Consider the following 22,310-nt stretch of genomic DNA (forward strand, 5'->3'; position numbering starts at 1 on the left):
CGGTCAGTGCCGCAGCGCCGAGCGCAGGGCAAACGCGGCGGCCGCCTCCGCGAGGCCGAGCAGGATCAGCCACAGCCCCAGCAGCCGCGTGAGCGCGACGGCGGACTCGATCGGCAGGCACAGCACGACGATGCCCGCGACGATCCCGAGCAGCGCGAGCGCGAACGCCAGGCCGCGGTGGGGGAGCGCCCTGTTCGCGACGGCCGCGTAGGCGCCCAGCATCCCGGAGGCCAGCCACACCATGCCGATGACCAGCGCCAGGACGGTGATGGTGAGCTGGGGGCCGCGCAGGCAGAGCACGCCGGCCACGACGTACACGACGGCGGCCAGCAGCCCGGCCGCCCGCTCGCCGGCCTCGTGGGACCCGGCGAACGCCGCCACGAACCGGAAGACGCCCGCCACCAGCAGGTAGAGCCCGATGAGCACCGCCACCAGGTGCAGCGTCTTGTCCGGCCACACCAGCATGAGGATGCCGAACACCAGGGTCGCGAGCGACGAGCCCAGCACCCACTTCCAGGACGATCCGAGCGCCCCGAGCCGGTCGAGGGGGTCGGCGGCCGGGCCGCCGCGGGCTGCGGAGGAGCCGCCGAAGGGGTCGTCGGCGGGCTCCGGAGGTACGGGCCGTTCGGGGGCGCTCATGGCTCCTCCTCACCACGTCGGGCGGGGCGCAGGGGAGTGCGCGGACAGCGCGCTCCTGCCTCTCCCCTCCCCCCGAGGATGGCCCGGCGCCCGCCCCGGTGCCTCACCCGCGGGGGGTGACCTCCCGCGGGCTGCAGCGCGTCTACGGTCGACTTCGTCCGTGACCGTGTGACGGGATGCGACAGGAGGAGCGGACGTGACCAGAGAGAACGGCCTCGACGAGATGGGGCCCATCGACTACCTGGTGGTCGAATTCCCCGGCAGCCACCTGACCGGCGAGGGAATGCCCCTGCTGGCCGATCTCGTGGACCGCGGGATCATCCGCATTCTCGACCTCACCTTCCTCACCAAGGAGGAGGACGGGTCGGTGCGGGGCCTCGCCCTGGCCGACGTCACGGGCGACGGCAGCCTCGACCTCACCCTCTTCGAGGGGGCCTCCTCGGGCCTGCTCGGCCAGGAGGACCTCGACGAGGCCGGGACGCTGCTGGGGCCGGGCGACTCCGCGGCCGTGCTCCTGTACGAGAACCTGTGGGCGGCGCCCCTGGCCGCAGCCCTGCGCCGGGCCGACGCCCGGATGATCGCGAGCGGCCGCATACCGGTCCAGGACATCGTCGAGGCACTGGACGCCCTCGACGGCGCGGCCTGACACGAGACGGAGGAGGAAGACCATGCCCGGACTGCTTCGAGGCGTCGCTCGCACCGCGGTGGTCGCGGGGACGGCCACCGCCGTCTCCAACCGCGTCTCGCGCCGCCAGGCCGGCCGCTGGGCCCAGCAGGAGGCGCAGCAGAGCGCGGCGGCGGCACCGCAGGCGCCTTCCCAGCCCCCGCCCGCGGCGGCCGCGCCCTCCATGGAGGACAAGATCGCCCAGCTGAAGGAGCTCGGCACGCTCAAGGACCAGGGGGTGCTCACCGAGGAGGAGTTCGCCGCGCAGAAGGCCCGCATCCTGGGCTCCTGAGACGCGCGCGGACAGCGGAGCGCCGGGCCGCGGGACCGTCCGCGGCCCGGCGCTGGTCCGGGTGGATCTGTACCGCCCGACGGGGCGAGGCTGGCGCGACAGGACGTTCGCTCCCGCCGGGCGGGTCTGTGGGGGAGGTGTGCTCCGGCCGTGCGCGGGGGCGTCTGTGCGCGGCCCCCGGGCGGTCGCGGAGCGGCTGGGACCGCGGTGGCGCCGACAGGACCCCTGATCCGCCTCCCTCAGGTCAAGAGGCGGGCCGTTGGGGGCCTTTACCACCGCACTGGCTCGACGCCACCGCGGTCCTCGTCCTGCCCGTGCCGCGGACCACCCCTCATCCGGGTCCTCGGCAGCGGGCCGGCACCAGGGACCCGACCTCCCGTCAGGGCCCCGGTGCGTCCTGTGTGGCTCAGGCGTCGCGCAGGGCGCGGACGGCCTCCTCGACGCGCTTGCCGTAGTCGGCGTCCGCGGCGTGGAAGTGAGCCAGGTTCTTCTCGATGACGTCCTCGCGGGACACCTGGGACAGGCCGCCGGCGATGTTCGCCACCAGCCGCTCCTTCTCGGCGTCCGACATCAGCCGGTACAGCTCGCCGGCCTGGAAGAAGTCGTCGTCCTTGGTGTGCAGCGGGGCCGCGTGGGTGCCCGTGTAGCCGGAGACGGCCCGCGGGGCGCCGAGCGCCAGGCCGGTCTCGGCCGGACCCTGGTGGGAGTTGGGCTCGTAGTTCTTGTCGGTCCGCGAGCCGTTGCGGGTGGCCATGAAGCCGTCGCGGCCGTAGTTGTCGGCGACCGCCGCCTTCGGGGCGTTGACCGGCAGCTGGGTGTGGTTCACGCCGAGGCGGTAGCGCTGGGCGTCGGCGTACGCGAAGAGGCGGCCCTGGAGCATCTTGTCCGGCGAGGCGGTGATGCCGGGGACGAAGTTGTTCGGGGAGAACGCGGCCTGCTCGACCTCGGCGAAGACGTTGTCCGGGTTGCGGTCGAGGACCAGGCGGCCCACGCGCTGCAGCGGGTAGTCGGCGTGCGGCCACACCTTGGTGAGGTCGAACGGGTTGAAGCGGTAGTCCTCGGCCTCGGCGGCCGGCATGATCTGGACGTAGAGCGTCCAGGACGGGTACACGCCCCGCTCGATGGCCTGGAGCAGGTCCGTCTGGTGCGAGTTGGGGTCCTGGCCGGCGAGCTCGGCGCCCTGCTCGGAGGACAGGCAGCGGATGCCCTGGTTCGTCTTGAAGTGGTACTTGACGAAGAAGGCCTCGCCCTTGTCGTTCGTCCACTGGTAGGTGTGCGAGCCGTAGCCGTTCATGTGGCGGTACGAGGCAGGTATGCCGCGGTCGCCCATCAGCCAGGTGATCTGGTGCGTCGCCTCGGGGGCGTGCGCCCAGAAGTCCCAGACGTTGTCCGGCTCCTGCTTGCCCGTGAAGGGGTCGCGCTTCTGGGAGTGGATGAAGTCGGGAAACTTGATCGGGTCCTTGATGAAGAACACAGGGGTGTTGTTGCCGACGAGGTCGTAGTTGCCCTCTTCGGTGTAGAACTTCAGCGCGAAACCCCGGGGGTCGCGGACCGCGTCCGCGCCGCCGAGGGAGTCGGCGACGGTGGAGAAGCGCAGGAAGGTCTCGGTCTTCTTGCCGACGGTGTTCAGGAACGCGGCGCTCGTGTAGGCGGTGACGTCGTCGGTCACCTCGAAGTGGCCGTACGCGGCCGAGCCGCGGGCGTGCACCACGCGCTCCGGGATGCGCTCCCGGTTGAAGCGGGCGAGCTTCTCGAGGAGCTGCTGGTCCTGGATGAGGAGCGGGCCACCGACGCCGGCGGTGGCGGAGTTCTGGTTGTCGGCGACCGGGGCGCCGGACTCGGTCGTCAGCGTGCGCTTCGACATGGTGACCTTCCGTACGGGTAACTGCTGACGGAAAGCGGCTTCCGTCATGCGGAACAGCCTAGATATCGGCCGAACGCAGCGTCAACAGTTTGTTGAAGAAAGAGGGAGGGTGGTGTTCCGGGCGGTGCCGGCGCTTGGGCGCGACAGGACAGGTGTCAGCACCGGCACCGCCCGGAAGCTCGTGGCCCCCGGCTGTGGGGGTTGGGCGCGGCAGGTCCGGTCAGACCTGCGAGCCGGAGAGGCGCTCGACGGCGCGCAGCAGGGCGGAGTGGTCCAGGCCGCCGTCGCCCTGGGCGCGCAGCGAGGCGACGAGCTGGGCGACGACCGCGCCGACGGGGAGGGCGGCGCCGACGTTGCGGGCGGCGTCGGTGACGATGCCCATGTCCTTGTGGTGCAGGTCGATGCGGAAGCCCGGCTTGAAGTCGCGGTTCAGGAAGTTGTCCTTCTTCCGCGTCAGGACGGTCGAGCCGGCCAGGCCGCCGTTCAGGACGTCGAGCGCGGCGTTCAGGTCCACGCCCGACTTCTCCAGGAACACCACGGCCTCGGCGCAGGCCTGGATGTTGACGGCGACGATGAGCTGGTTGGCGGCCTTCACCGTCTGGCCGGAGCCGTGCGGGCCGCACAGGACGATGGTCTTGCCGAGGGTCTCCAGGACCGGCAGGGCCGCGTCGAAGTCGGCCTGCTCGCCGCCCACCATGATGGACAGCACGGCCTCGATGGCGCCGGCCTCGCCGCCGGAGACGGGCGCATCGATGACGCGGATGCCCTTCTCCTTGGCGTTGCGGGCCAGGTCGACGGAGGTCTGCGGGGTGATCGACGACATGTCGATAAGCAGCGCGCCGGCCTTCGCGTTCTCCAGGATGCCCGCGGGGCCGTAGGAGATGGCCTCGACCTGCGGGGAGGCGGGCACCATCGTGATGATCACGTCGGCGTCCCTGACGGCGTCGGCGATCGAGCCCGCCGCCGTGCCGCCCGCGGCCGCGAGGCGGTCCAGCTTGTCCTGCTCCAGCGTGAAGCCGGTGACCTCGTAGCCGGCCTTCAGCAGGTTCTCGGACATGGGGGAGCCCATGATGCCGAGGCCGATCCACGCGATCTTGGGGAGGTTGTTGCTCATGGTGACGGGTCCTTCTCTGGAAAAGCTCTTGGAGCGGGGTACGAAAAGCGGCGGGCGCGCCTGGGGGAACGTCCGGAATCCGGGCGGCTAGCGGGCGGCGCGGGCCTCGGCCGGCAGCCATCCGAAGGAGGCGGCTGCGTCCTCGGCCTTGTACTCCAGGCCGACGAACCCCTGGTAGCCGGCCTTGCGGAGCTGGTCGAGGAGGTCCTCCAGCGGCAGCTCGCCGGTGCCCGGGGCGCCGCGGCCCGGCTTGTCCGCGATCTGGACGTGTCCGGTCTTGGCGGCGTACTTTTCGATGACCTCCGAGAGGTCCTCGCCGTTCATCGCCAGGTGGTACAGGTCGAGCAGGAACTTGGCGTTCGCGAGGCCGGTCGCCGCGTTCACCCGGTCCACGACGTCGATCGCGGCGGGTGCGCTCACCAGCGGGTAGAGCGGCGACTCGGGCTGGTTCAGGGTCTCGATCAGCAGGACCGCACCCACCCGGTGCGCGGCGCGGGCCGCGGTGGCCAGGTTCTCCAGGGCCAGTTCGTCCTGGGCGGCCGGGTCCACGCCCTCGACGCGGTTGCCGTAGAGGGCGTTCAGCGCCTTGCAGCCGACGGAGGCGGCGAAGTCCGCCGCGACGTCGATGTTGGCGCGGAAGCGCTCCGACTCCTCGCCGGGTACGGAGACCGCGCCGCGGTCCGGGCCGGGGAGCCGGCCCGCGTAGAAGTTCAGCCCCACCAGCTGGGTGCCGGCGTCCTGGAGGGCGTGCCTCAGGGCGTCCAGCTCCTCCTTCGCCGGGGTCGGGGTGTCGATCCAGGGCCACCACAGCTCGACCGCGGTGAAGCCCGCCGCGGCGGCGGCCGCGGGGCGCTCCAGGAGCGGGAGTTCCGTGAAGAGGATCGACAGGTTCACATCGAAGCGCTGGTCCGTGTATCCCATGAGGGGTGTGCGCTCCTTCCGTATTGCGGAAGTTTGTTTCTGCTTGATGGAAGACTGCAAGCCGGGCGCTGCACTTGTCAAGTGGGGGCTGCCGGTTTTTCCGTACCTCGGGGTAGCTTGACCAGGTGCGATTGAGAGTGGAGTTCACGACCGAGCCCTTCGACCTCGAAGAGGCCCCCGCCCACGCCGTGGCCGCCCGCGAGGTCATCCAGAGGGCCCAGCTGGACGCCGTCGACGTGGGTCCGTTCGGCAACACCGCCGAGGGCGAGGCCGGGGCGGTCCTGGAGGCGGTGTCCGCGCTGCTGCGCGACTCGCTCGGGGCCGGCGCGACCCGCGTGTCCCTCCAGGTGAACGTCATCGGGGAGGGCGGCGCATGACCGAGCCTCGCGACCACCCGTTCGTCGCCGCGGTCAAACCGCTGGTCGACGCCATGGGCGGGGTGCTCATGGACCCGGCCGAGGCCCAGCCCGACGACGTGGTGCTCGCCTGGGAGGGTCAGGAGCTCCTCGCCGTGCGCCTGCCGCAGCTCGGCGAGTCCCTGGACCACATCCTGGCCGCGCTGGAGCGCCGCCACGGCGTACCGTTGTCACAGCTGGACCGGAAGGCGAAGCAGGACGTCGTCCGGATACTGGAGGCGCGCGGCGCCTTCTCCGTGCGCCACGGCGTCGAGACCGTGGCCGGCGCCCTCGGGGTGAGCCGGTTCACCGTCTACAACTACCTGAACCGGGAGAACGCCAAAAACCAGGGGTGACGCCGAACTCACCCGCCGTCACAGGCCGCCGCTCCGAAATCCACCGGACGGCGGCTTTTGTGTACGCGAAGTTTCAACAAAGTGTTGACGCGGTGTTGTCCAGGGCGTTAGCTATGCGCAGCCCGTCAAAGCAACCAGGCCACGGAGGCTTCCCGTGACTTCGAGTCCGACCCCGGGGCTGACCCGGTTCAACACCTTGGACGACGCAGCGGCCGCCGCCGAGCTGCACGAGGTGTGCGCGAGTGCGGCCTGGGGCGGCAAGATGCTCGCCCAGCGCCCCTTCGCCGACGCCGCCGCCCTGTTCGCCGCGAGCGACGCCGCCATGGCGGAGCTCACCGCGGCGGACCTGGCCGAGGCGATGGCCGGCCACCCGCCGATCGGCCGCCCGAAGCCCGGGGACCCGACCTCCGCCCGCGAGCAGCGCGGCATGGCCGGGGCCTCCGAGGAGCTCAAGGCCGAACTGCTCGAACTGAACCTGGCCTACCAGGAGAAGTTCGGCCACGTCTTCCTGATCTGCGCCACCGGTGCGACCGGCGAGCAGATGCGGGACGCGGTCAAGGTCCGGATCCAGAACACCGCCGAGGCCGAGCGGGAGATCGCCCGCGGGGAACTCGTCAAGATCAACCGGATTCGCCTGACCCGACTCGCCGAAGGAGAGTGACGAGGCGCATGAGCACCGACACCACCGCCTCCGTGTCCACGCACATCCTGGACACGAGCATCGGCCGCCCCGCCGAGGGCGTCGCCATCACGCTCGCGGCCCGCAGCGGCCCCGCCGCCGAGTGGACCGCCCTGGGCGGCTCGGCCACCGACGCCGACGGGCGTTGCAAGGACCTCCCGGCCCTGCCGGAGGGCACCACCCACGTACGCCTCGACTTCGAGACCGAGGTGTACTTCGCACAGAAGCAAGCCGCCGAGGCGCAGCAGGACGCCCCCCGCGTAAGGGACAGCGGTGCGTTCTTCCCCGAGGTGACCATCACGTTCGCGGTCCACCCGGGCGAGCACTACCACGTACCGCTGCTGCTCAACCCGTTCGGCTACTCCGTTTACCGAGGGAGCTAGCAGACCATGCCCACGATTCTCGGCCAGAACCAGTACGGCAAAGCAGAGAACCGCGTCGTCAGGATCACGCGGGACGGCGACACCCACCACATCAAGGACCTGAACGTCTCGGTCGCCCTCTCCGGCGACATGGACGACGTCCACTACTCCGGCTCGAACGCGAACGTCCTGCCGACGGACACCACCAAGAACACGGTGTACGCCTTCGCCAAGGAGTACGGCATAGAGTCCGCCGAGCAGTTCGGCATCCACCTGGCCCGCTGGTTCGTGAACAGCCAGGAGCCGATCCACCGGGCGCGCATCCGCATCGAGGAGTACGCCTGGGAGCGGATCCCGACCTCGGACTCCAACTCGAAGTTCATAGGCTCGGACGAGGTCAAGCACTCCTTCGTCCGCAAGGGCCAGGAGACCCGCGTCACCCAGGTCACCTACGACGGCTCCCGCTGGGAGGTCGTCTCCGGCCTGAAGGACCTGGTCGTCATGAACTCCACGAACTCCGAGTTCTGGGGCTACGTGAAGGACAAGTACACCACCCTCCAGGAGGCGTACGACCGCATCCTCGCGACCCAGGTCTCCGGCCGCTGGCGGTTCAACTGGACCGACGACGAGCAGCGCATGCCCAACTGGGAGCGCTCCTACGAGGCCACCCGCAGGCACATGCTGGAGGCCTTCGCCGAGACCTACTCCCTCTCGCTGCAGCAGACGCTGTACCAGATGGGCTCGCGCATCATCAACCACCGCTCGGAGATCGACGAAGTCCGCTTCTCGCTCCCGAACAAGCACCACTTCCTCGTCGACCTGGAGCCCTTCGGCCTCAAGAACGACAACGAGGTGTACTTCGCCGCGGACCGCCCCTACGGTCTGATCGAGGCCACCATCCTGCGGGACGGCGCCGACGCGCGCATCCCGGTGGACCTCACCAACCTGTAGGCCGGACCGGCACCGGCACCGGCCCGGGCGCCCGGGTCCGGGGGCTCCGCAGCAGCCCCCGGCCCCGGACCCCGGCCCCCCACCCGCACCCCGCACCCGCAACACCCGCGAACTTCCCGAACTCGGCACCCGGAGCATCACACGGGGCGGCAGTACTGTCAGCTGCCGGCCCCCGGTTTCGGCACTCAAATCCCCGGGTCCTGCCGTGCCCGCACCGCCACTGAAAGCACGAGGAAGCCCCATGGCAGCCACTGACAGCGCGGCCCGGCGCATCGTCATCGAGAACTGCGCGATCGCGACCGTCGACGCGAACGACACCGAGTACGCCTCGGGCCACATCGTCATCGCCGGCAACAGGATCGAGTCCGTCGGCCCGGGCAGCGCCCCCGCGGGCCTCGAGAACGTCGAGCGCCGGATCGACGCCACCGGCCACCTCGTGACCCCCGGCCTGGTCAACACCCACCACCACTTCTACCAGTGGATCACCCGCGGCCTGGCCACCGACCACAACCTCTTCAACTGGCTCGTCGCGCTCTACCCGACGTGGGCGCGCATCGACGAGCAGATGGCGTACTCGGCCGCGCAGGGCTCCCTCGCCGCCATGGCCCGCGGCGGCGTCACCACCGCCATGGACCACCACTACGTCTACCCCAAGGGGGCCGGCGACCTCTCCGGCGCGATCATCCGCGCCGCGTCCGAGATGGGCGTCCGCTTCACCCTGGCCCGCGGCTCCATGGACCGCAGCGAGAAGGACGGCGGCCTGCCGCCGGACCACGCCGTCGAGACCCTCGAAGGGGCCCTGGCCGACACCGAGGCGACCGTCAAGAAGTTCCACGACGCCTCCTTCGACGCGATGACCCAGATCGCCGTCGCCCCCTGCTCCCCCTTCTCCGTCTCCACCGAGCTCCTCAAGCAGGGCGCCGAACTGGCCCGCCGCCTCGGCGTGCGCATGCACACCCACGGCAGCGAGACAGTCGAGGAGGAGAAGTTCTGCCACGAGCTCTTCGGCATGGGCCCGACCGACTACTTCGAGTCGACCGGCTGGCTCGGCGAGGACGTGTGGATGGCGCACAGCGTCCACATGAACGACTCCGACATCGCGGCCTTCGCCCGCACCAAGACCGGTGTGGCGCACTGCCCGTCCTCCAACGCCCGCCTCGCCGCCGGCATCGCCCGCGTACCGGACATGCTGGCCGCCGGCGTCCCCGTGGGCCTCGGCGTCGACGGCACCGCCTCCAACGAGTCCGGCGAACTGCACACCGAGCTGCGCAACGCGCTCCTCATCAACCGCCTGAACCCCGTGCACCGCGAGGCCGCGCTCACCGCCCGCCAGTCGCTGCGCCTCGGCACGTACGGCGGCGCGCAGGTCCTCGGCCGCGCCGACAGCATCGGCTCCCTGGAGGCCGGCAAGCTCGCCGACCTGGTGCTGTGGAACCTCTCCACCTTCCTGCACTCCTCCATCGCCGACCCGGTCACCGCCCTCGTCTTCGGCGCGGCGGCCCCGGTGACGGCGTCGTTCGTCAACGGCAGGCAGATCGTCGAGGACAGCCGCCTGCTCACCGCCGACGAGGACGCCATCGCCCGCTCCACGCGGGCCGAGGCGCAGCGCCTCGCGCGCATCGCCGCGCAGGGCTGACCCCCGGAAGTCCGGCCGGGGGGGACGGCCCCCGGCCGGCGGCCGCGGACCCGAGCGGGGTCCGCGGGAGCCGTTCCCGGGGTGCGCCCGCGGATCCTCTCCGCGGGCGCACCCGGGGGCGGTGACTCGTGCCACCACCTTCCTCTGGCCCACCCTTCGCGTGCCGGCGCGCGGCAACAGACTCGGGCGAATCGTTTCCGCAGACCGCACGCACCACCCCGCGACCCACCCGCGCTCCACCCCGCAGACCGCACGCACCACCCTCCATGACACCCACGTCCTGCCGACGTGTTAACCGACCGGAGGAAGCCGTGGCCCAACCGCCCAGGTTTCGCAAAGACGCAGCCGCCGCACCGGGGGAGAAGCACCCGGTCGACGAGACGCTCCCCCCGCTCAGGATGTTCACCAGCGGCCTCCAGCACGTGGCCGCCATGTACGCGGGCGTCGTCGCCCCACCCATGATCCTCGGCCCGGCCGTCGGGCTCACCCCCGGGGAGACGGCCTTCCTGATGGGCGCCTCACTCTTCACCGCCGGCATCGCCACCCTGCTCCAGACCCTCGGATTCTGGCGGATCGGCGCCCGGCTCCCCTTCGTCAACGGCGTCTCCTTCGCCGGCGTGACCCCGATGATCGCCATCGGCAAGGGCCGCGGCGAGGACGCCCTCCCCGTGATCTTCGGCGCGATCATCGTCGCCGGGGTGGTCGGCTTCCTCGCCGCCCCCTACTTCGGCAAGCTCGTCCGCTTCTTCCCGCCCGTCGTCACCGGCACCGTCATCACCCTCATCGGCGTCTCGCTGCTGCCCGTGGCCTTCAACTGGTCCCAGGGCGGGGACCGCACCGCCGCCGACTACGGCTCGATCCCGCACATAGGGCTCGCCGCGGCCACCCTCGTCATCGTCCTGCTGCTGCGCAGGCTCCTGCGCGGATTCCTCCGGCAGATCGCCATCCTCCTCGGCCTCGCCGCCGGCACCCTCCTCGCCATCCCCTTCGGCATGGCCGACTTCTCGCCCGTCGCGGACGCGCCCCTGCTCGGCTTCCCCACGCCCTTCCACTTCGGGGCACCGCAGTTCCAAGTCGCCGCCATCGTCTCGATGTGCCTCGTGATGCTGGTCTGCATGACGGAGTCCACCGCCGACATCCTCGCCCTCGGCCGCATCGTGGACCGCCCGGCCGACGCCCGCACCATCGAGGGCGGCCTGCGCGCCGACGCCCTCGGCAGCGCCGTCAGCCCCCTCTTCAACGGCTTCATGTGCAGCGCGTTCGCCCAGAACATCGGACTCGTCGCCATGACGAAGGTCCGCAGCCGGTTCGTCGTCGCCGCCGGCGGAGGCATCCTCATCCTGCTCGGCCTGTGCCCCGTCGCCGCGTCCGCCATCGGCGTGGTCCCGCTGCCCGTCCTCGGCGGCGCCGGCATCGTCCTCTTCGGGTCGGTCGCCGCCAGCGGCATCCAGACCCTGGCCGGGGCCGCGATGGAACGCGGCGAGAACGCCCTCATCGTCGCCGCGTCGGTGGGCATCGGACTGATCCCGATCGCCGCCCCGGACTTCTACCACGCCTTCCCCAAGGACCTGCTCGTCGTCCTGGACTCCGGCATCAGCACCGGCTGCGTGGCCGCCATCGTGCTGAACCTGGCCTTCAACCACCTCGGCGCCAAACGCGCCCAGGCCGCGGAACCCTGCCCGGACCCCCTGCCCGCCCACTGAACCCGGCCCCCGGCGGGGCGTACGCCACCCACTGCGGGCGTGGCGTACGCCCCGCCGCGCTGCCGTACCGGCACCCGGCTACGGGGCGCCGTCCGCGGACGCCGCGCCCGGGCCGGGCCACAGCATCAGGTTGCTCATCAACTCGGCCTGCTCGACGGCGTCGTCGAGGGCGTGGTGGGTGTGCCGGCGGCGCGAGCGCAGCCCGTACGGCATCCGCCCCTTGACGGCGGCCCGCAACGGAACCCGCGCCTTCACCGCGTACAGGGTCTTCATGTCCAGGCACCCGGAATGCCCGAACGGGCTGTCGCCGCCGAACCGCATCAGGTACCAGTACAGGAAGGTCCAGTCGAAGGAGGCCGGGTAGCCGCACATCACGGGCTGCGCCCCGGCGCCGGCGGCCACCTCGCGCACCCACGCCCGGAACGCCTCCATGGCCACCGCCGGGTCGCTGCCCTCGCGCACCAGCCGGTCACGGTCGAGCCCGCTGACGGCGAGCGCCTCAGGGTCGTACGCGTCGCTGATGGGGCGCAGCTCCCGGTAGAAGTTCTGCCGCTCGGGGTCCGCGGGCGTGTAGGCGTCCCCGTCCTGCCGCCCGGCAACGGCGGCGCCGAAGCTGATCATCGAGTAGGGGCCGGGGATGGGGCCGTCGGCCTCGATGTCGACGGAGATGTAGAGGCTGGGACGTGCGGTACGGACTGCTGCCATGCGCGAGAGCATGCCAGCCGGCGGGTGCGCGGATCATCGGGATTTCGGGGCGGGGGCCGGCGGCGCGGGGCGGGGGAGGCGGCGGGGCGGGGGGTCGGCGGGGGCCGATGGGGCCGTGTCGGGGGTGTGACGGGGCAGCGGGGTGGGCGGGAGTCGATGGGTCGGGGTGGGGTGTGTGTCTGGGGGTGTCCCGGGCAGTTGATGGTGTCCGGGGCGTGCCGGTCCGTCAAGGGCGCGCCCGTTGGGCGCGTCGCTGCGCGATGGCCCTGGCGGGCCACCCTTGACCGACCGACCCGCCCCGGAGGCATTTTTTCTGCCGGGACGCCCCCAGGGGAACGGCCTGGGGGTACGTGGACCATTCAGGGCCATCAGAGCCCCTGCTCTCCCGCACCGCAGGCCCCTTTCGCCCCACCGGCATCAGCCGACCCGACGGCGGAAGCCGGGTGGGCTGTGACGTCGGAAAACGATGCCCAGAGCATCATCGGGAGACAGGAGCGCGTCGGATCGCTACGTGGGCGTCCTCGGCTCAGCGTCCGGCGGCCGTCAGGGGCGGGGGCGGCGCGGCCAGATCGCTACGTGGGCACCCTCGGCTCAGCGACCGGCGGCCGTGGGGGCCGAGCGGCGCGACAGATCGCTACACGCCTCTGTCTGCACGGCGTCCGGCCGCCGCTTGGGGCCGCGAAGCGCCCCACCTCGCTGCGCGCTTCCCTCACCTCGGCGTCCGGCCGCCGTCCGGGGCGGCGAAGCGCACCGGCTCGCTCCCCGCTGCTCATCCTTTGGCGGCCGAAGGCCGTCAGGGGCAGCGAAGCGCCACCTGCCCGCTCCCCCCTCCTCATATACCGGCATCTGGCGGCAGAGACCCCTTCCGCACGCCGCCCCCCCCCCGCACCCCGCCCCCGCAATCCTGCGGTCAGCCGCTGAGCCGAGGGTGCCCACGTAGCGATCTGGCCGCGCCGCCCGGCCCCTGACGGCCGTCGGACGCTGAGCCGAGGACGCCCCTGTAGCGATCTGGGGCGCTCCTGTGTCCGGATGATGCTCTGGGCGTCGTTTCCCTACGTCACAGGTCACTCGGCTTCCGCCGACGGGGCTGGTGATGCCGGTGGGACGAAACAGGCCCTGCGGGGCGGGAGGGAAAGGGCTCTGATGGCCCTGAATGGTCCACGTACCCCCTGGCCGTTCCCCTGGGGGCGTCCCGGCAGAAAAAATGCCTCCGGGGCGGGTCGGTCGGTCAAGGGTGGCCCGCCAGGGCCATCGCGCAGCGACGCGACCGAAGGGCGCGCCCTTGAGGGACCGGCACGCCCCGGACACCATCAACTGCCCGGGACACCCCCAGACACACACCCGACCCCGACCCATCGACTCCCGCCCACCCCACCCCCCGCCTCGCGCTTCCGGTGCCGACTGGTCGGCTACCGCCGACCCCGGCCCCCCGCCGTCACCCTCCGACCGCGGCCGACCGGCATCCGCCGTCCCGCGTTCCGCCGTCGCACCCCCGACCCCGCACGCGCCGAAGCACCGTTCCTCTACGGGGTCGGCGTGAGGTACATGCCCGTCTGGTCGGAGCCTGCCGTGTTCTTGCAGGTGTCCTTCGAGGTCGACGGGCGGGCTGCGGCCAGGGACAGGCAGCGGCCCAGGGCGAGTTGGCCGAAGTAGTTGGGGTGCATGGACTCCTGGATCAGGCCCTGCGTCTCGCTGCTGTCGATCCAGCGTGCCCACTCGCTTGTCTTCGCCGACGCCGGGGCGGTGGAGGTGACGTGCTTGCTGGCCTTCGCGCACACTTCGCGGCCCTGGAGCATGTCGCGGAGGTCCAGGAACTGGACGTTCTTCTGCGTCGCCACCGCCTTCAGCCGGTTCGCGATCTGCGGGACCAGCGAGTCCCGCGCCCAGTCCGAGTCGCGGTTCCAGAAGGGGCAGCCGCCCGTGTTCAGCCGGCTCCAGTCGCTCTGCGGGTAGCGGTTCTCCGCGCCGCGCGGGATCGGCGACGGGTAGGACTGGAGGACGATGCGGTACGAGGTGTCGGCGTAGCCGGCGCCGCGCATGACGGCGCGGATCTCGTCGACCGCCTTGCCGACGTTCGCCATGACCCCGTCGATCTTCCGGTCCACGCCGTACTGCTGGTCGTCGTGGCAGTAGGAGTTCCAGATGACGAAGTCGTACGCGCACGCCTGGATGATGTCGGCGAAGCCGAGGTCGTTGCCGCCGACGGACAGGGCGATGACCTTGACGTCGTGGCTGGCGGCGACGGCAGCCAGCTGGTCGGCCTGCGGCGCCTCCCCCCTGTACGGGACGCCGCCGCTCGCCGCGCGGAAGACGTTCGCGGTGGTCGCTCCCGAGCAGGCCAGGTTGACGGCGACGTCGGCGACCGGGCCGGCGCTGCGGCCCTCCGCGGAGTCGGAGCGGTGGCATCCGCCCGCGGTGGCGCCGTACACCTTCGAAGGGTCGTATACGGAACCGGACACCCAGGCGCGGTCGGTGCCGTTGCGGCTGCCGGTGTTGGTGAGGCTGTTGCCCTTCCAGCGTCCGGCCTCGCCGGAGATGTAGCTGTCGCCCATGGTCACGACGGCGGTAGGGCCGCCCTGCGGGGCGGCGGCCGCGGTGCCGGCGGTGCCGCCGGCCAGGGCGCCTGCGGCGAGCGGCAGGGCCATCCCGGCGACGGCCAGCCGTCGCATCCGGCGGCGGGGCTCGGTGGTGGCGGCGGTGCGGAATCCGATCACGGCGGAACTCCTGCGGTAGGCCATGCCGGGGAGCCGGAGCGAACTCCGGGGCATGGCTGGGGACGTGGGGGAAACCGCCGGCCGGTGGCAGTCGGAAAGGTGACACGGGCCGTGTTGTTACCGCTAGGTAGCCGCAGATTACGATGCCGTAACGACCGACCGGTCGTTCGGCTGTGTGGATTCCGTTTCGAGGCCGTGCGTGCCGCGGCGGGCTCCGCCGCCGGTCCCGCCGGGTCGCGGGACGCCGTGCGCGGGGGGCGCCAGGTGCCGCCGCGCGTCGTTCCGGCGCGTGTGCGGGCACGGAAAACGCCCCGCCCCCTGGCTCCTTGAGGGCCGGGGGTGGGGCGTCGTATCGCGGCGCCGGCGGGCGGCGGGCGGGCGGCAGCCGCCCGGGTCAGCCGGTCAGGCGGTCGTAGGCCGGAAGCGTGAGGAAGTCGGCGTAGTCCGCGTCCAGGGAGACCTGGAGGAACAGGTCGTGCGCCTCCTGCCAGCGGCCGGCGGTGAACGCCTCCTCGCCGATCTCCTCCCGGATGGCGGCCAGTTCGGCGTCCGCGACGCGGCGGGCCAGTTCGGCGGTGGCGCGCTCTCCGTTCTCGAAGACGACGCCCGCGTTGATCCACTGCCAGACCTGCGAGCGGGAGATCTCCGCGGTCGCCGCGTCCTCCATCAGGCCGAAGATGCCGACCGCGCCGAGGCCGCGCAGCCAGGCCTCGATGTAGCGGATGCCGACCTGGACGGCGCCCACCAGGCCCTCGTAGGTGGGCTTGGCGTCCAGCGAGTCGATTGCGATGAGCTCGCCGGGGGCCACCGACACGTCCTCGCGGAGCCGGTCCTTCTGGTTCGGCTTGTCGCCGAGCACCGCGTCGAACGACGCCATGGCGATCGGGACCAGGTCGGGGTGGGCGACCCAGGAGCCGTCGAAGCCGTCGTTCGCCTCGCGGTCCTTGTCTGCCTTCACCTTCTCGAACGCGATGCGGTTGGCCTCGGCGTCCTTGCGGGAGGGGATGAACGCCGCCATGCCGCCGATCGCGTGTGCGCCGCGCTTGTGGCAGGTGCGCACGAGCAGTTCGGTGTACGCGCGCATGAACGGGGCGGTCATCGTGACCGCGTTGCGGTCGGGGAGGACGAACTTCTCCCCGCCGTCGCGGAAGTTCTTCACGATGGAGAACAGGTAGTCCCAGCGGCCCGCGTTCAGGCCGGCCGCGTGGTCGCGCAGCTCGTAGAGGATCTCCTCCATCTCGTACGCGGCCGTGATGGTCTCGATGAGGACCGTGGCGCGGACGGTGCCCTGCGGGATGCCCACGTAGTCCTGGGCGAAGACGAAGATGTCGTTCCAGAGGCGCGCCTCCAGGTGGGACTCCGTCTTCGGCAGGTAGAAGTAGGGCCCCTTGCCGAGGTCGATCAGGCGCTGCGCGTTGTGGAAGAAGTACAGGCCGAAGTCCACCAGCGCGCCGGGGACGGCCCGCCCGTCGACGGTGAGGTGGCGCTCCTCCAGGTGCCAGCCGCGGGGCCGCATCACGACCGTCGCGAGCTGCTCGGCCGGCTTCAGGGCGTACGACTTGCCCGTGCGCGGGTCGGTGAAGTCGATGCGGCGCTCGTAGGCGTCGATCAGGTTGAGCTGGCCGAGGACCACGTTCTCCCAGGTCGGCGCGGAGGCGTCCTCGAAGTCGGCCAGCCAGACGCGGGCGCCCGAGTTCAGTGCGTTGACGGTCATCTTGCGGTCGGTGGGGCCGGTGATCTCCACACGGCGGTCGTTCAGGGCGGCCGGGGCCGGTGCGACCTGCCACTCGCCCTCGCGGACCTGTGCGGTGTCCGGGAGGAAGTCGAGGTGGGAGGTGCGGGCGATCTCTGCGCGACGCGCTGCGCGGCGGGCGAGGAGCTCGTCCCGGCGGGGGGTGAACCGCCGGTGGAGCTCGGCCACGAAGGTGAGGGCGGCCTCGGTCAGGACCTCGTCCTGGCGGGGCAGCGGCTCCGCGTCGACAAGGGCCGGCGACGACGGCGCTGGTGCGGACATGTCTGTCACTCCTTCAGCGGCGGTGCCTTGCGGCCGCGGGGGGAATGCTCGCGTGGGGCGGCACGCAGTGCCGCCGGGGGTGGAGAGTTCCTGAGTACGGTCGCCGGCGCCGTCTGGGGGTTCAGGGCGCTTCTGACCAGTGGATAGTAATTTCCTTATGGTGGAAGTTCAATGGTTTGTTGATGTCGAGATTCTCCGAGTCGACAGACCACCCCCGCCCGTGGCCCTCAGTGCCATACCGGTCACGCACCGCGCGGGCCCCGCACGCGGGGCCCGCGCCGCCCCGCTCCTGCCCGGCGCCGCCTCCCCTCACCCCAGGCGCGCCAGGTCGGCGGGCGTGTCGATGTCGTACGCCTCCGCCACGTCCCCGCACTCCACCAGCACCAGCTCGGCGGCGTGTCGCGCCAGGTGCACCCGCGCGCCGCGGTCGCCCTCCGCCGTCGCCGCGATGTCCGCCCAGCGGTCCGCGCCGAACAGCACCGGATGCCCCCGCTCCCCGCCGTACGCGGCCGCCGCCAGACCGGCCGGCGACCGGTACGCCCGCCGCACCCGGGCCACCGCCTCGGCCCCGATGCCCGGCTGGTCCACCAGCGACACCAGGGCCGCGCCGGCCCCCGTACCGGCGAGCGAGGCCAGGCCCGCCCGCAGCGAGGAGCCCATGCCCTCGGCCCAGTCAGGGTTGTCGACGACGACGCAGCCGGAGAGGTCGGCCCGCTCCCGCACCTCGGCCGCCGACGCGCCGAGCACCACGTGCACCGGACGGCAGCCCGCCTCGCGCAGCACCCGCACGGCGTTCTCGACGAGCGGCCGCCCCCGGTAGGGCAGCAGTGCCTTCGGGCGGCCGCCGAGGCGCCGCCCGCCCCCGGCGGCGAGCAGCAGCCCCGCGACCGGGGCGGCGGAGGCGGAGGCGGAGGCGGCGTCGGGGGCGGCGCCGGCGTCCGCGGCGGGCGTGGGCGCGGGCGCGGGATCGCCGCGGTGGGCGGACCGGTCGGACGGGACGGCCGCCGCCGGCGGGCGGCTCGGGTTGGCTGGCATGGCAGCGATTGTCGCCCCGACGCCCCGTCCGCGCCCGCCCCGTCCGGCACGCGGCGCGCCCGCCGCCCCCGGCCCGCCCGCCGCCGCCCGCTCCCGCCCCGGTATCTCCTTGCCAACGGGTGCCCCGTCCGGCGAGTCTGGACCTTGATCGGCCCGATCGGCGCGGCCGCCGGGGGAGGCAGGGGACGGCATGGCGGACGGGCGAGTGGTCCGGACGGCGGACAGGACGATCGGCAGCCGCCGCCTCGCGTCCCTCCTGCCCGCCGACGTCCGCGCCCGCCCCCGCTACCGGGCGCTCGCCGAGGCGGTGCGCAGCCTGGTCCTCGACGGCCGGATCCCCCTCCACGTCCGGCTGCCCGCGGAACGGGAGCTCGCCGAGGCCCTCGGTGCCAGCCGGGCCACCGTCACCGCCGCGTACGACCTGCTGCGCGGCAGCGGCTACGCCCGCAGCCGGCGCGGCTCCGGCACCTGGACCGAGCTGCCCGAGGGCCACGGGCCCGTCGGCGGGTTCCACCTCGCCGCGGCGGCCGCCGCCGACGCCGACGGCGCGGGCGGGCCGCCCGTCGACCTGGCCGTCGCCGCCATGGGCGCCCCCGCCGACCTCCTCGCCGACGCCCTCGCGCGCGCCGCGCAGCGGCTGCCCGAGTTCGCGGCCCAGCCCGGCTACCACCCCTTCGGCCTGCCCGAGCTGCGGGCCGCGGTCGCCGCCCGGTTCACCCGCCGCGGCCTGCCCACCCGCCCCGGGCAGATCCTCGTCACCTCCGGGGCCCAGCAGGCCCTCAGCCTGGTCACCGCCCTGCTCTGCCGGCCCGGCGACCGGGTCCTCGCCGAGAACCCCACCTACCCGAACGCCCTCGACGCCCTGCGGCAGGCCGGCCTGCGCACGGGCCCGGTGCCCGTCTCCGACGACGGCTGGGACCTGGAGGCCGCCGAGTCGGCCCTGCGCGGGACCGCGCCGCGGCTGGCGTACACGATCCCGGACTTCCACAACCCGACCGGCACCCTGATGCCGCCCGAGCAGCGGCTGCGGCTGATGGCGGCGGCCCGCGCCGCCGGGGCCTGGCTCGTCGTCGACGAGACCGTCGCCGACATCGCCCTCGACGTGCCCGCCCCCGCCCCGACGGCCTCGCTCGGCGCGCGCGGCGCCGCGGACCACGTCCTCACGATCGGCTCGCTCAGCAAGACGCACTGGGGCGGCATACGCGTCGGCTGGGTGCGGGCCGCGGAGAAGGTCGTCAACGAGCTCGCCACGGTGCGGGTCGCCGCGGACATGTCCGGATCCGTCCTCGACCAGCTGGTCGCCCTCACCTTCCTGGACGGAGCCGACGACGCCCTGCCCGAGCGCCTCGCCCGGCTGCGCTCCCGCCGCGCCGCCCTCGTACGCTGCCTGGAGCGGTATGCCCCGCAGTGGTCCTGGCGGGTGCCGCCGGGCGGCCTCTCGCTCTGGATCGACCTGGGCGAACCGGTCGCGTCCGCACTGGCCGAGCGGGCCGCCGGGGCGGGGGTGTACGTCAGCCGCGGCGCCCGATTCGGCGTCGACCCGGGCACCTTCGCACACCGGGTCCGGATCCCGTACACGCTGCCCGAGGACCGGCTGGAGGACGGGGTGCGCCGCCTCGCGGCGGCGTTCCACGACGGCATCCCGCTCACCCCGTCGGTCGAGCGGCCCCACTGGGTGGCCTGACCGGGGAGAGGGGCGCGGGGCGCGGGGCACGGGGCACGGCCCGGCGTCAAGACCCGCGATCCCGCGGCATGACGCCGCCCCCGCCGGCCGGGTCCCCTGGAGGCACGGCCCCCGCCCGCGGGGCCGACACCCCGCCACCCGAGGAGCCCCCATGCCCCGCCCGAGCCTCCGCACCGCCCTTGCGGCCGCCGCGACCGTCCTGGGCGCCGCCGCTGCCGCGCTGTCCTCCGGCGTCTTCGCCGGCCCGGCGGCCCACGTCGGAAGCCTCCTGGCCGCCGCTGTCTGAGTGGTCGAATCCGTAGAATCCAGAACATGTACGGCATCGGCGCATCACCCGAGCAGAAGGAGTTCCTGGACCTCTGCGGCGAGCAGGGCATCGCCTTCGTGCCGTTCTACTCGATCGCCGGCGCCGGACGCACCGCCGGTGCGACCGCCGGCCACTGCCCGGAGGTGCACGCCGCCGCCCGCACCCACGGCGTGAGCGCGGCCCAGATCCGGCTGGCGTGGACACTCCACCAGGGCCCCCACGTCCTGGCCATCCCCGGCACCGGCGACCCCGGCCACCTCACCCAGAACGTCGCCGCCGGCTCCCTGCGCCTGCCGGCGGAAGAACTCACCGCCCTGGAGCCGGCCGCTAAGGCGTCCGGATGAGGCGGCGGGCCGCGGCCGCCGCCACCGCCGCCGTACGGGAGTCCACGCCGAGCTTGGCGTACACGTGCACCAGGTGCGACTTGACCGTGGCCTGGCTCAGGAACAGCCGCTTGGAGATCTGCTGGTTGGACAGCCCGTCGGCGACCAGCTGCAGCACCTCCAGCTCCCGCTTCGTCAGCGCCTCCGTGGGCGTCCGCATCCGGTCCATCAGCCGCAGCGCCACCGCCGGCGCCAGCGCCGACTGGCCTGCCGCGGCCGTGCGCACCGCCGCCGCGAGCTCCTCGGGCGGGGCGTCCTTCAGCAGGTAGCCGGAGGCGCCCGCCTCGACCGCCGCGAGGATGTCCGCGTCCGTGTCGTACGTGGTCAGCACCAGCACCCGGGGTGCGCCCGCCCGGGCCGTGATCGCGGCCGTGGCCGCCGAGCCGTGCATGCCCGCGCCGAACTGGAGGTCCATCAGGACGACGTCCACCGGCTCCGAGGCCGCCAGCTCCACGGCCCGCTCGGCCGTCGCCGCCTCCGCGACCACCGTGAAGTCGGGTTCGGTGTCCAGCACCGCGCGCAGCCCGGCCCGCACCACCGGGTGGTCGTCGGCCAGCAGCAGCCGGATCGTCATCGGGGGACCTCCCTGTCCGTGGGGCCGGTGGCTGCGCCCCCGGCCGGCGGCTCCGCCTCCGCGGGCAGCGGCAGCGTGACGGCGACGGCAGTGCCCTGCCCGGGTGCCGACTCCACGGTGAACAGCCCGCCGAGCGACTCGGCGCGCGCCCGCATGGCGGGCAGCCCGAAGCCGCCGTCGCCGCGCGGGGCGCCCGCCGGGTCGAAGCCGGACCCGTCGTCGACGACGTCGAGCGTCACCGAGGCGTCCATGAAGGTCAGCGTGATCTCGGCGTGCCCGGCCCCGGCGTGGCGGACCACGTTCGCCAGCGCAGACTGCGCGATCCGCAGCAGCGCGACCTCGTACGGGGTGGGCAGCGCCCGCGGGGTGCCGCTGAGCGAGAAGCGGGCCTGCGGGGCCGCGGCGCACAGCCGCTCCAGCGCGGCGGCCAGCGAGCCGCGCTCCAGGTCCGGCGGGGTCAGCGCCCGTACGAACCGGCGGGCCTCGGCGAGGTTCTCCTGGGCGGCGGCCCGGGCCCGGCCGATGTGCTCCAGGGCGGGCGCCAGCGCGGGGTCGCCGCCGGGCAGCGCCCGCTCCGCGGCGCGCAGCAGGAGCTGGATGGAGGACAGGCCCTGGGCGAGGGTGTCGTGGATCTCCCGGGCGAGCCGCTCCCGCTCGGCGGTGGTGCCCGCGGCCCGTTCGGCCGCCGCGAGCTCGGCCCGGGTCGCGATGAGCTCCTCGATCAGCCGGCGGCGGTGTTCGCTCTCCCGGTAGAGGGCCTGGTAGCCCAGGACGGTCGCGACCGCCACGGCGGCGCCGAGCAGCGGCCCGAGGAAGGCGCCGGGCCGGAGGGTGCCGCTGTGCGCGGCGAACGAGCCGATGGCCGCGCAGGCCGTCAGCGCGACCGCCGCGACGGCCCAGCGCAGCCGCAGCAGGTGCAGTTCGAGGAAGTACAGGGGGAACGCGATCCACAGCGCGTCGGGGGAGAGCACCAGCAGCAGCGCCCACACCGCGCCCAGCGCACCGAGCCAGACGGCCCCGGCGCGCGCCGACGCGTGGACGGCCGGGGCCCGGACCCCGGCGCCGTAGACGGCGGCGAGGAGGGCGCAGGCGGCGGCCGTCCAGGCGGCGTGGGGTGCGGCTTCGGCGAAGGCGCGTCCCGCGGCGAGGACGAGCAGCCCGGCCAGCAGCCCGTGCAGGCACAGCCGGAGCAGGCGGGCGACGGGTGTCAGCGGGCGCCCGGCGAGGGGCGCCGGGGGAGCGGGGGCCGGGGGCGTGGCGGGGTGTGGAGCAGGCATGGCCCGTCCAGCGTATGCGCGTCCGCCCCCGGGTCCCTTCA

General features: G+C 73.2%; 21 protein-coding genes and 1 pseudogene. 12 read left to right on the forward strand and 10 right to left on the reverse strand.

Going from position 1 to position 22,310, the window contains the following annotated elements; all coding sequences use genetic code 11:
• Positions 1-3: 3 nt before the first annotated feature.
• Entirely contained in the window at positions 4-639 is a 636-nt protein-coding gene (locus C0216_RS09585) for an HdeD family acid-resistance protein (protein WP_114054859.1), read from the reverse strand.
• Positions 640-862: 223 nt separating this feature from the next.
• Here C0216_RS09585 and C0216_RS09590 point away from each other — a divergent pair, with 223 nt between their 5' ends.
• Together C0216_RS09590 and C0216_RS09595 are read left to right on the forward strand one after the other, a co-directional pair.
• Positions 863-1,285, forward strand: coding sequence for a DUF6325 family protein (locus tag C0216_RS09590; protein ID WP_114058556.1), 423 nt, complete (start codon positions 863-865; stop codon positions 1,283-1,285).
• Positions 1,286-1,307: 22 nt separating this feature from the next.
• Positions 1,308-1,595 (forward strand): SHOCT domain-containing protein, encoded by a 288-nt coding sequence (locus tag C0216_RS09595; protein WP_114054860.1) that lies wholly within the window; start codon positions 1,308-1,310, stop codon positions 1,593-1,595.
• A 406-nt stretch (positions 1,596-2,001) separates the two neighbouring features.
• On the opposite strand, the gene C0216_RS09600 is transcribed toward C0216_RS09595, so the two are convergent.
• The 3 genes from C0216_RS09600 to C0216_RS09610 form a co-directional block, all read right to left on the reverse strand.
• Entirely contained in the window at positions 2,002-3,459 is a 1,458-nt protein-coding gene (locus C0216_RS09600) for a catalase (protein WP_114054861.1), read from the reverse strand.
• A gap of 220 nt (positions 3,460-3,679) precedes the next feature.
• Entirely contained in the window at positions 3,680-4,573 is an 894-nt protein-coding gene (locus C0216_RS09605; protein ID WP_114054862.1) for a 2-hydroxy-3-oxopropionate reductase, read from the reverse strand.
• Positions 4,574-4,660: 87 nt separating this feature from the next.
• Complete coding sequence (locus C0216_RS09610; protein ID WP_114054863.1) at positions 4,661-5,494, reverse strand: TIM barrel protein; 834 nt, start codon at positions 5,492-5,494, stop codon at positions 4,661-4,663.
• 125 nt (positions 5,495-5,619) lie between these two features.
• Between C0216_RS09610 and C0216_RS09615 the strand changes: the two genes are divergently transcribed.
• The 7 genes from C0216_RS09615 to C0216_RS09645 all read left to right on the forward strand — a co-directional run bounded on the left by C0216_RS09615 (position 5,620) and on the right by C0216_RS09645 (position 11,576).
• Positions 5,620-5,871: a hypothetical protein gene (locus C0216_RS09615; protein WP_114054864.1), complete on the forward strand. Its 252-nt coding sequence runs from the start codon at positions 5,620-5,622 to the stop codon at positions 5,869-5,871.
• Positions 5,868-6,245: a helix-turn-helix domain-containing protein gene (locus C0216_RS09620; protein ID WP_114054865.1), complete on the forward strand. Its 378-nt coding sequence runs from the start codon at positions 5,868-5,870 to the stop codon at positions 6,243-6,245. The genes C0216_RS09615 and C0216_RS09620 overlap by 4 nt, the downstream gene beginning before the upstream one ends.
• A gap of 154 nt (positions 6,246-6,399) precedes the next feature.
• A complete protein-coding gene (uraD, locus tag C0216_RS09625; protein WP_114054866.1) occupies positions 6,400-6,906 on the forward strand; it encodes a 2-oxo-4-hydroxy-4-carboxy-5-ureidoimidazoline decarboxylase in 507 nt (168 codons plus the stop codon).
• Between the two features lie 8 nt (positions 6,907-6,914).
• Positions 6,915-7,307, forward strand: coding sequence for a hydroxyisourate hydrolase (gene uraH / locus C0216_RS09630; protein ID WP_114054867.1), 393 nt, complete (start codon positions 6,915-6,917; stop codon positions 7,305-7,307).
• 6 nt (positions 7,308-7,313) lie between these two features.
• Positions 7,314-8,237, forward strand: a complete 924-nt coding sequence (pucL, locus tag C0216_RS09635) for a factor-independent urate hydroxylase (protein WP_114054868.1) — start codon at positions 7,314-7,316, stop codon at positions 8,235-8,237.
• Positions 8,238-8,478: 241 nt separating this feature from the next.
• Positions 8,479-9,873, forward strand: a complete 1,395-nt coding sequence (locus C0216_RS09640; RefSeq protein WP_114054869.1) for an 8-oxoguanine deaminase — start codon at positions 8,479-8,481, stop codon at positions 9,871-9,873.
• A gap of 311 nt (positions 9,874-10,184) precedes the next feature.
• A complete protein-coding gene (locus tag C0216_RS09645) occupies positions 10,185-11,576 on the forward strand; it encodes a nucleobase:cation symporter-2 family protein (RefSeq protein WP_246042433.1) in 1,392 nt (463 codons plus the stop codon).
• 78 nt (positions 11,577-11,654) lie between these two features.
• Here C0216_RS09645 and C0216_RS09650 read toward each other — a convergent pair whose 3' ends face one another.
• The 4 genes from C0216_RS09650 to C0216_RS09665 form a co-directional block, all read right to left on the reverse strand.
• Entirely contained in the window at positions 11,655-12,281 is a 627-nt protein-coding gene (locus tag C0216_RS09650) for a 3'-5' exonuclease (protein WP_114058557.1), read from the reverse strand.
• A gap of 1,523 nt (positions 12,282-13,804) precedes the next feature.
• Positions 13,805-14,995, reverse strand: coding sequence for a GDSL-type esterase/lipase family protein (locus tag C0216_RS09655; RefSeq protein ID WP_246042435.1), 1,191 nt, complete (start codon positions 14,993-14,995; stop codon positions 13,805-13,807).
• A 394-nt stretch (positions 14,996-15,389) separates the two neighbouring features.
• Positions 15,390-17,009 carry a malate synthase A gene (gene aceB / locus C0216_RS09660; RefSeq protein ID WP_114054872.1) on the reverse strand — a complete coding sequence of 540 codons (1,620 nt, stop codon included), beginning with the start codon at positions 17,007-17,009 and terminating at the stop codon, positions 15,390-15,392.
• A gap of 309 nt (positions 17,010-17,318) precedes the next feature.
• A complete protein-coding gene (locus C0216_RS09665; RefSeq protein WP_246042799.1) occupies positions 17,319-17,888 on the reverse strand; it encodes a nucleotidyltransferase family protein in 570 nt (189 codons plus the stop codon).
• Positions 17,889-18,234: 346 nt separating this feature from the next.
• On the opposite strand from C0216_RS09665, the gene C0216_RS09670 reads away from it, so the two are divergent.
• The 3 genes and pseudogenes from C0216_RS09670 to C0216_RS09675 all read left to right on the forward strand — a co-directional run.
• Positions 18,235-19,728, forward strand: coding sequence for a PLP-dependent aminotransferase family protein (locus C0216_RS09670; RefSeq protein ID WP_114054874.1), 1,494 nt, complete (start codon positions 18,235-18,237; stop codon positions 19,726-19,728).
• A 151-nt stretch (positions 19,729-19,879) separates the two neighbouring features.
• Complete coding sequence (locus C0216_RS34955; protein WP_281277914.1) at positions 19,880-20,014, forward strand: hypothetical protein; 135 nt, start codon at positions 19,880-19,882, stop codon at positions 20,012-20,014.
• 17 nt (positions 20,015-20,031) lie between these two features.
• Positions 20,032-20,379, forward strand: a pseudogene (locus C0216_RS09675) (aldo/keto reductase); the annotation flags it as partial.
• Here the strand turns inward: C0216_RS09675 and C0216_RS09680 are convergent.
• Positions 20,363-20,992 (reverse strand): response regulator, encoded by a 630-nt coding sequence (locus tag C0216_RS09680; RefSeq protein WP_114054876.1) that lies wholly within the window; start codon positions 20,990-20,992, stop codon positions 20,363-20,365. The pseudogene C0216_RS09675 and the gene C0216_RS09680 overlap by 17 nt on opposite strands.
• Entirely contained in the window at positions 20,989-22,269 is a 1,281-nt protein-coding gene (locus C0216_RS09685) for a sensor histidine kinase (RefSeq protein ID WP_114054877.1), read from the reverse strand. Before C0216_RS09685 ends, C0216_RS09680 begins: the two co-directional genes overlap by 4 nt.
• Between the last annotated feature and the right edge of the window lie 41 nt (positions 22,270-22,310).

It is taken from the genome of Streptomyces globosus (assembly GCF_003325375.1).
GTDB lineage: Bacteria > Actinomycetota > Actinomycetes > Streptomycetales > Streptomycetaceae > Streptomyces > Streptomyces globosus_A.

Excerpts from the sequence above, each read along its gene's own strand:
- C0216_RS09585 (WP_114054859.1), bottom strand. The coding sequence starts at position 639 with ATGAGCGCCCCCGAACGGCCCGTACCTCCGGAGCCCGCCGACGACCCC.
- C0216_RS09590 (WP_114058556.1), top strand. The coding sequence starts at position 863 with ATGGGGCCCATCGACTACCTGGTGGTCGAATTCCCCGGCAGCCACCTG.
- C0216_RS09595 (WP_114054860.1), top strand. The coding sequence starts at position 1,308 with ATGCCCGGACTGCTTCGAGGCGTCGCTCGCACCGCGGTGGTCGCGGGG.
- C0216_RS09600 (WP_114054861.1), bottom strand. The coding sequence starts at position 3,459 with ATGTCGAAGCGCACGCTGACGACCGAGTCCGGCGCCCCGGTCGCCGAC.
- C0216_RS09605 (WP_114054862.1), bottom strand. The coding sequence starts at position 4,573 with ATGAGCAACAACCTCCCCAAGATCGCGTGGATCGGCCTCGGCATCATG.
- C0216_RS09610 (WP_114054863.1), bottom strand. The coding sequence starts at position 5,494 with ATGGGATACACGGACCAGCGCTTCGATGTGAACCTGTCGATCCTCTTC.
- C0216_RS09620 (WP_114054865.1), top strand. The coding sequence starts at position 5,868 with ATGACCGAGCCTCGCGACCACCCGTTCGTCGCCGCGGTCAAACCGCTG.
- uraH (WP_114054867.1), top strand. The coding sequence starts at position 6,915 with ATGAGCACCGACACCACCGCCTCCGTGTCCACGCACATCCTGGACACG.
- pucL (WP_114054868.1), top strand. The coding sequence starts at position 7,314 with ATGCCCACGATTCTCGGCCAGAACCAGTACGGCAAAGCAGAGAACCGC.
- C0216_RS09640 (WP_114054869.1), top strand. The coding sequence starts at position 8,479 with ATGGCAGCCACTGACAGCGCGGCCCGGCGCATCGTCATCGAGAACTGC.
- C0216_RS09650 (WP_114058557.1), bottom strand. The coding sequence starts at position 12,281 with ATGGCAGCAGTCCGTACCGCACGTCCCAGCCTCTACATCTCCGTCGAC.
- aceB (WP_114054872.1), bottom strand. The coding sequence starts at position 17,009 with ATGTCCGCACCAGCGCCGTCGTCGCCGGCCCTTGTCGACGCGGAGCCG.
- C0216_RS09670 (WP_114054874.1), top strand. The coding sequence starts at position 18,235 with ATGGCGGACGGGCGAGTGGTCCGGACGGCGGACAGGACGATCGGCAGC.
- C0216_RS34955 (WP_281277914.1), top strand. The coding sequence starts at position 19,880 with ATGCCCCGCCCGAGCCTCCGCACCGCCCTTGCGGCCGCCGCGACCGTC.
- C0216_RS09680 (WP_114054876.1), bottom strand. The coding sequence starts at position 20,992 with ATGACGATCCGGCTGCTGCTGGCCGACGACCACCCGGTGGTGCGGGCC.
- C0216_RS09685 (WP_114054877.1), bottom strand. The coding sequence starts at position 22,269 with ATGCCTGCTCCACACCCCGCCACGCCCCCGGCCCCCGCTCCCCCGGCG.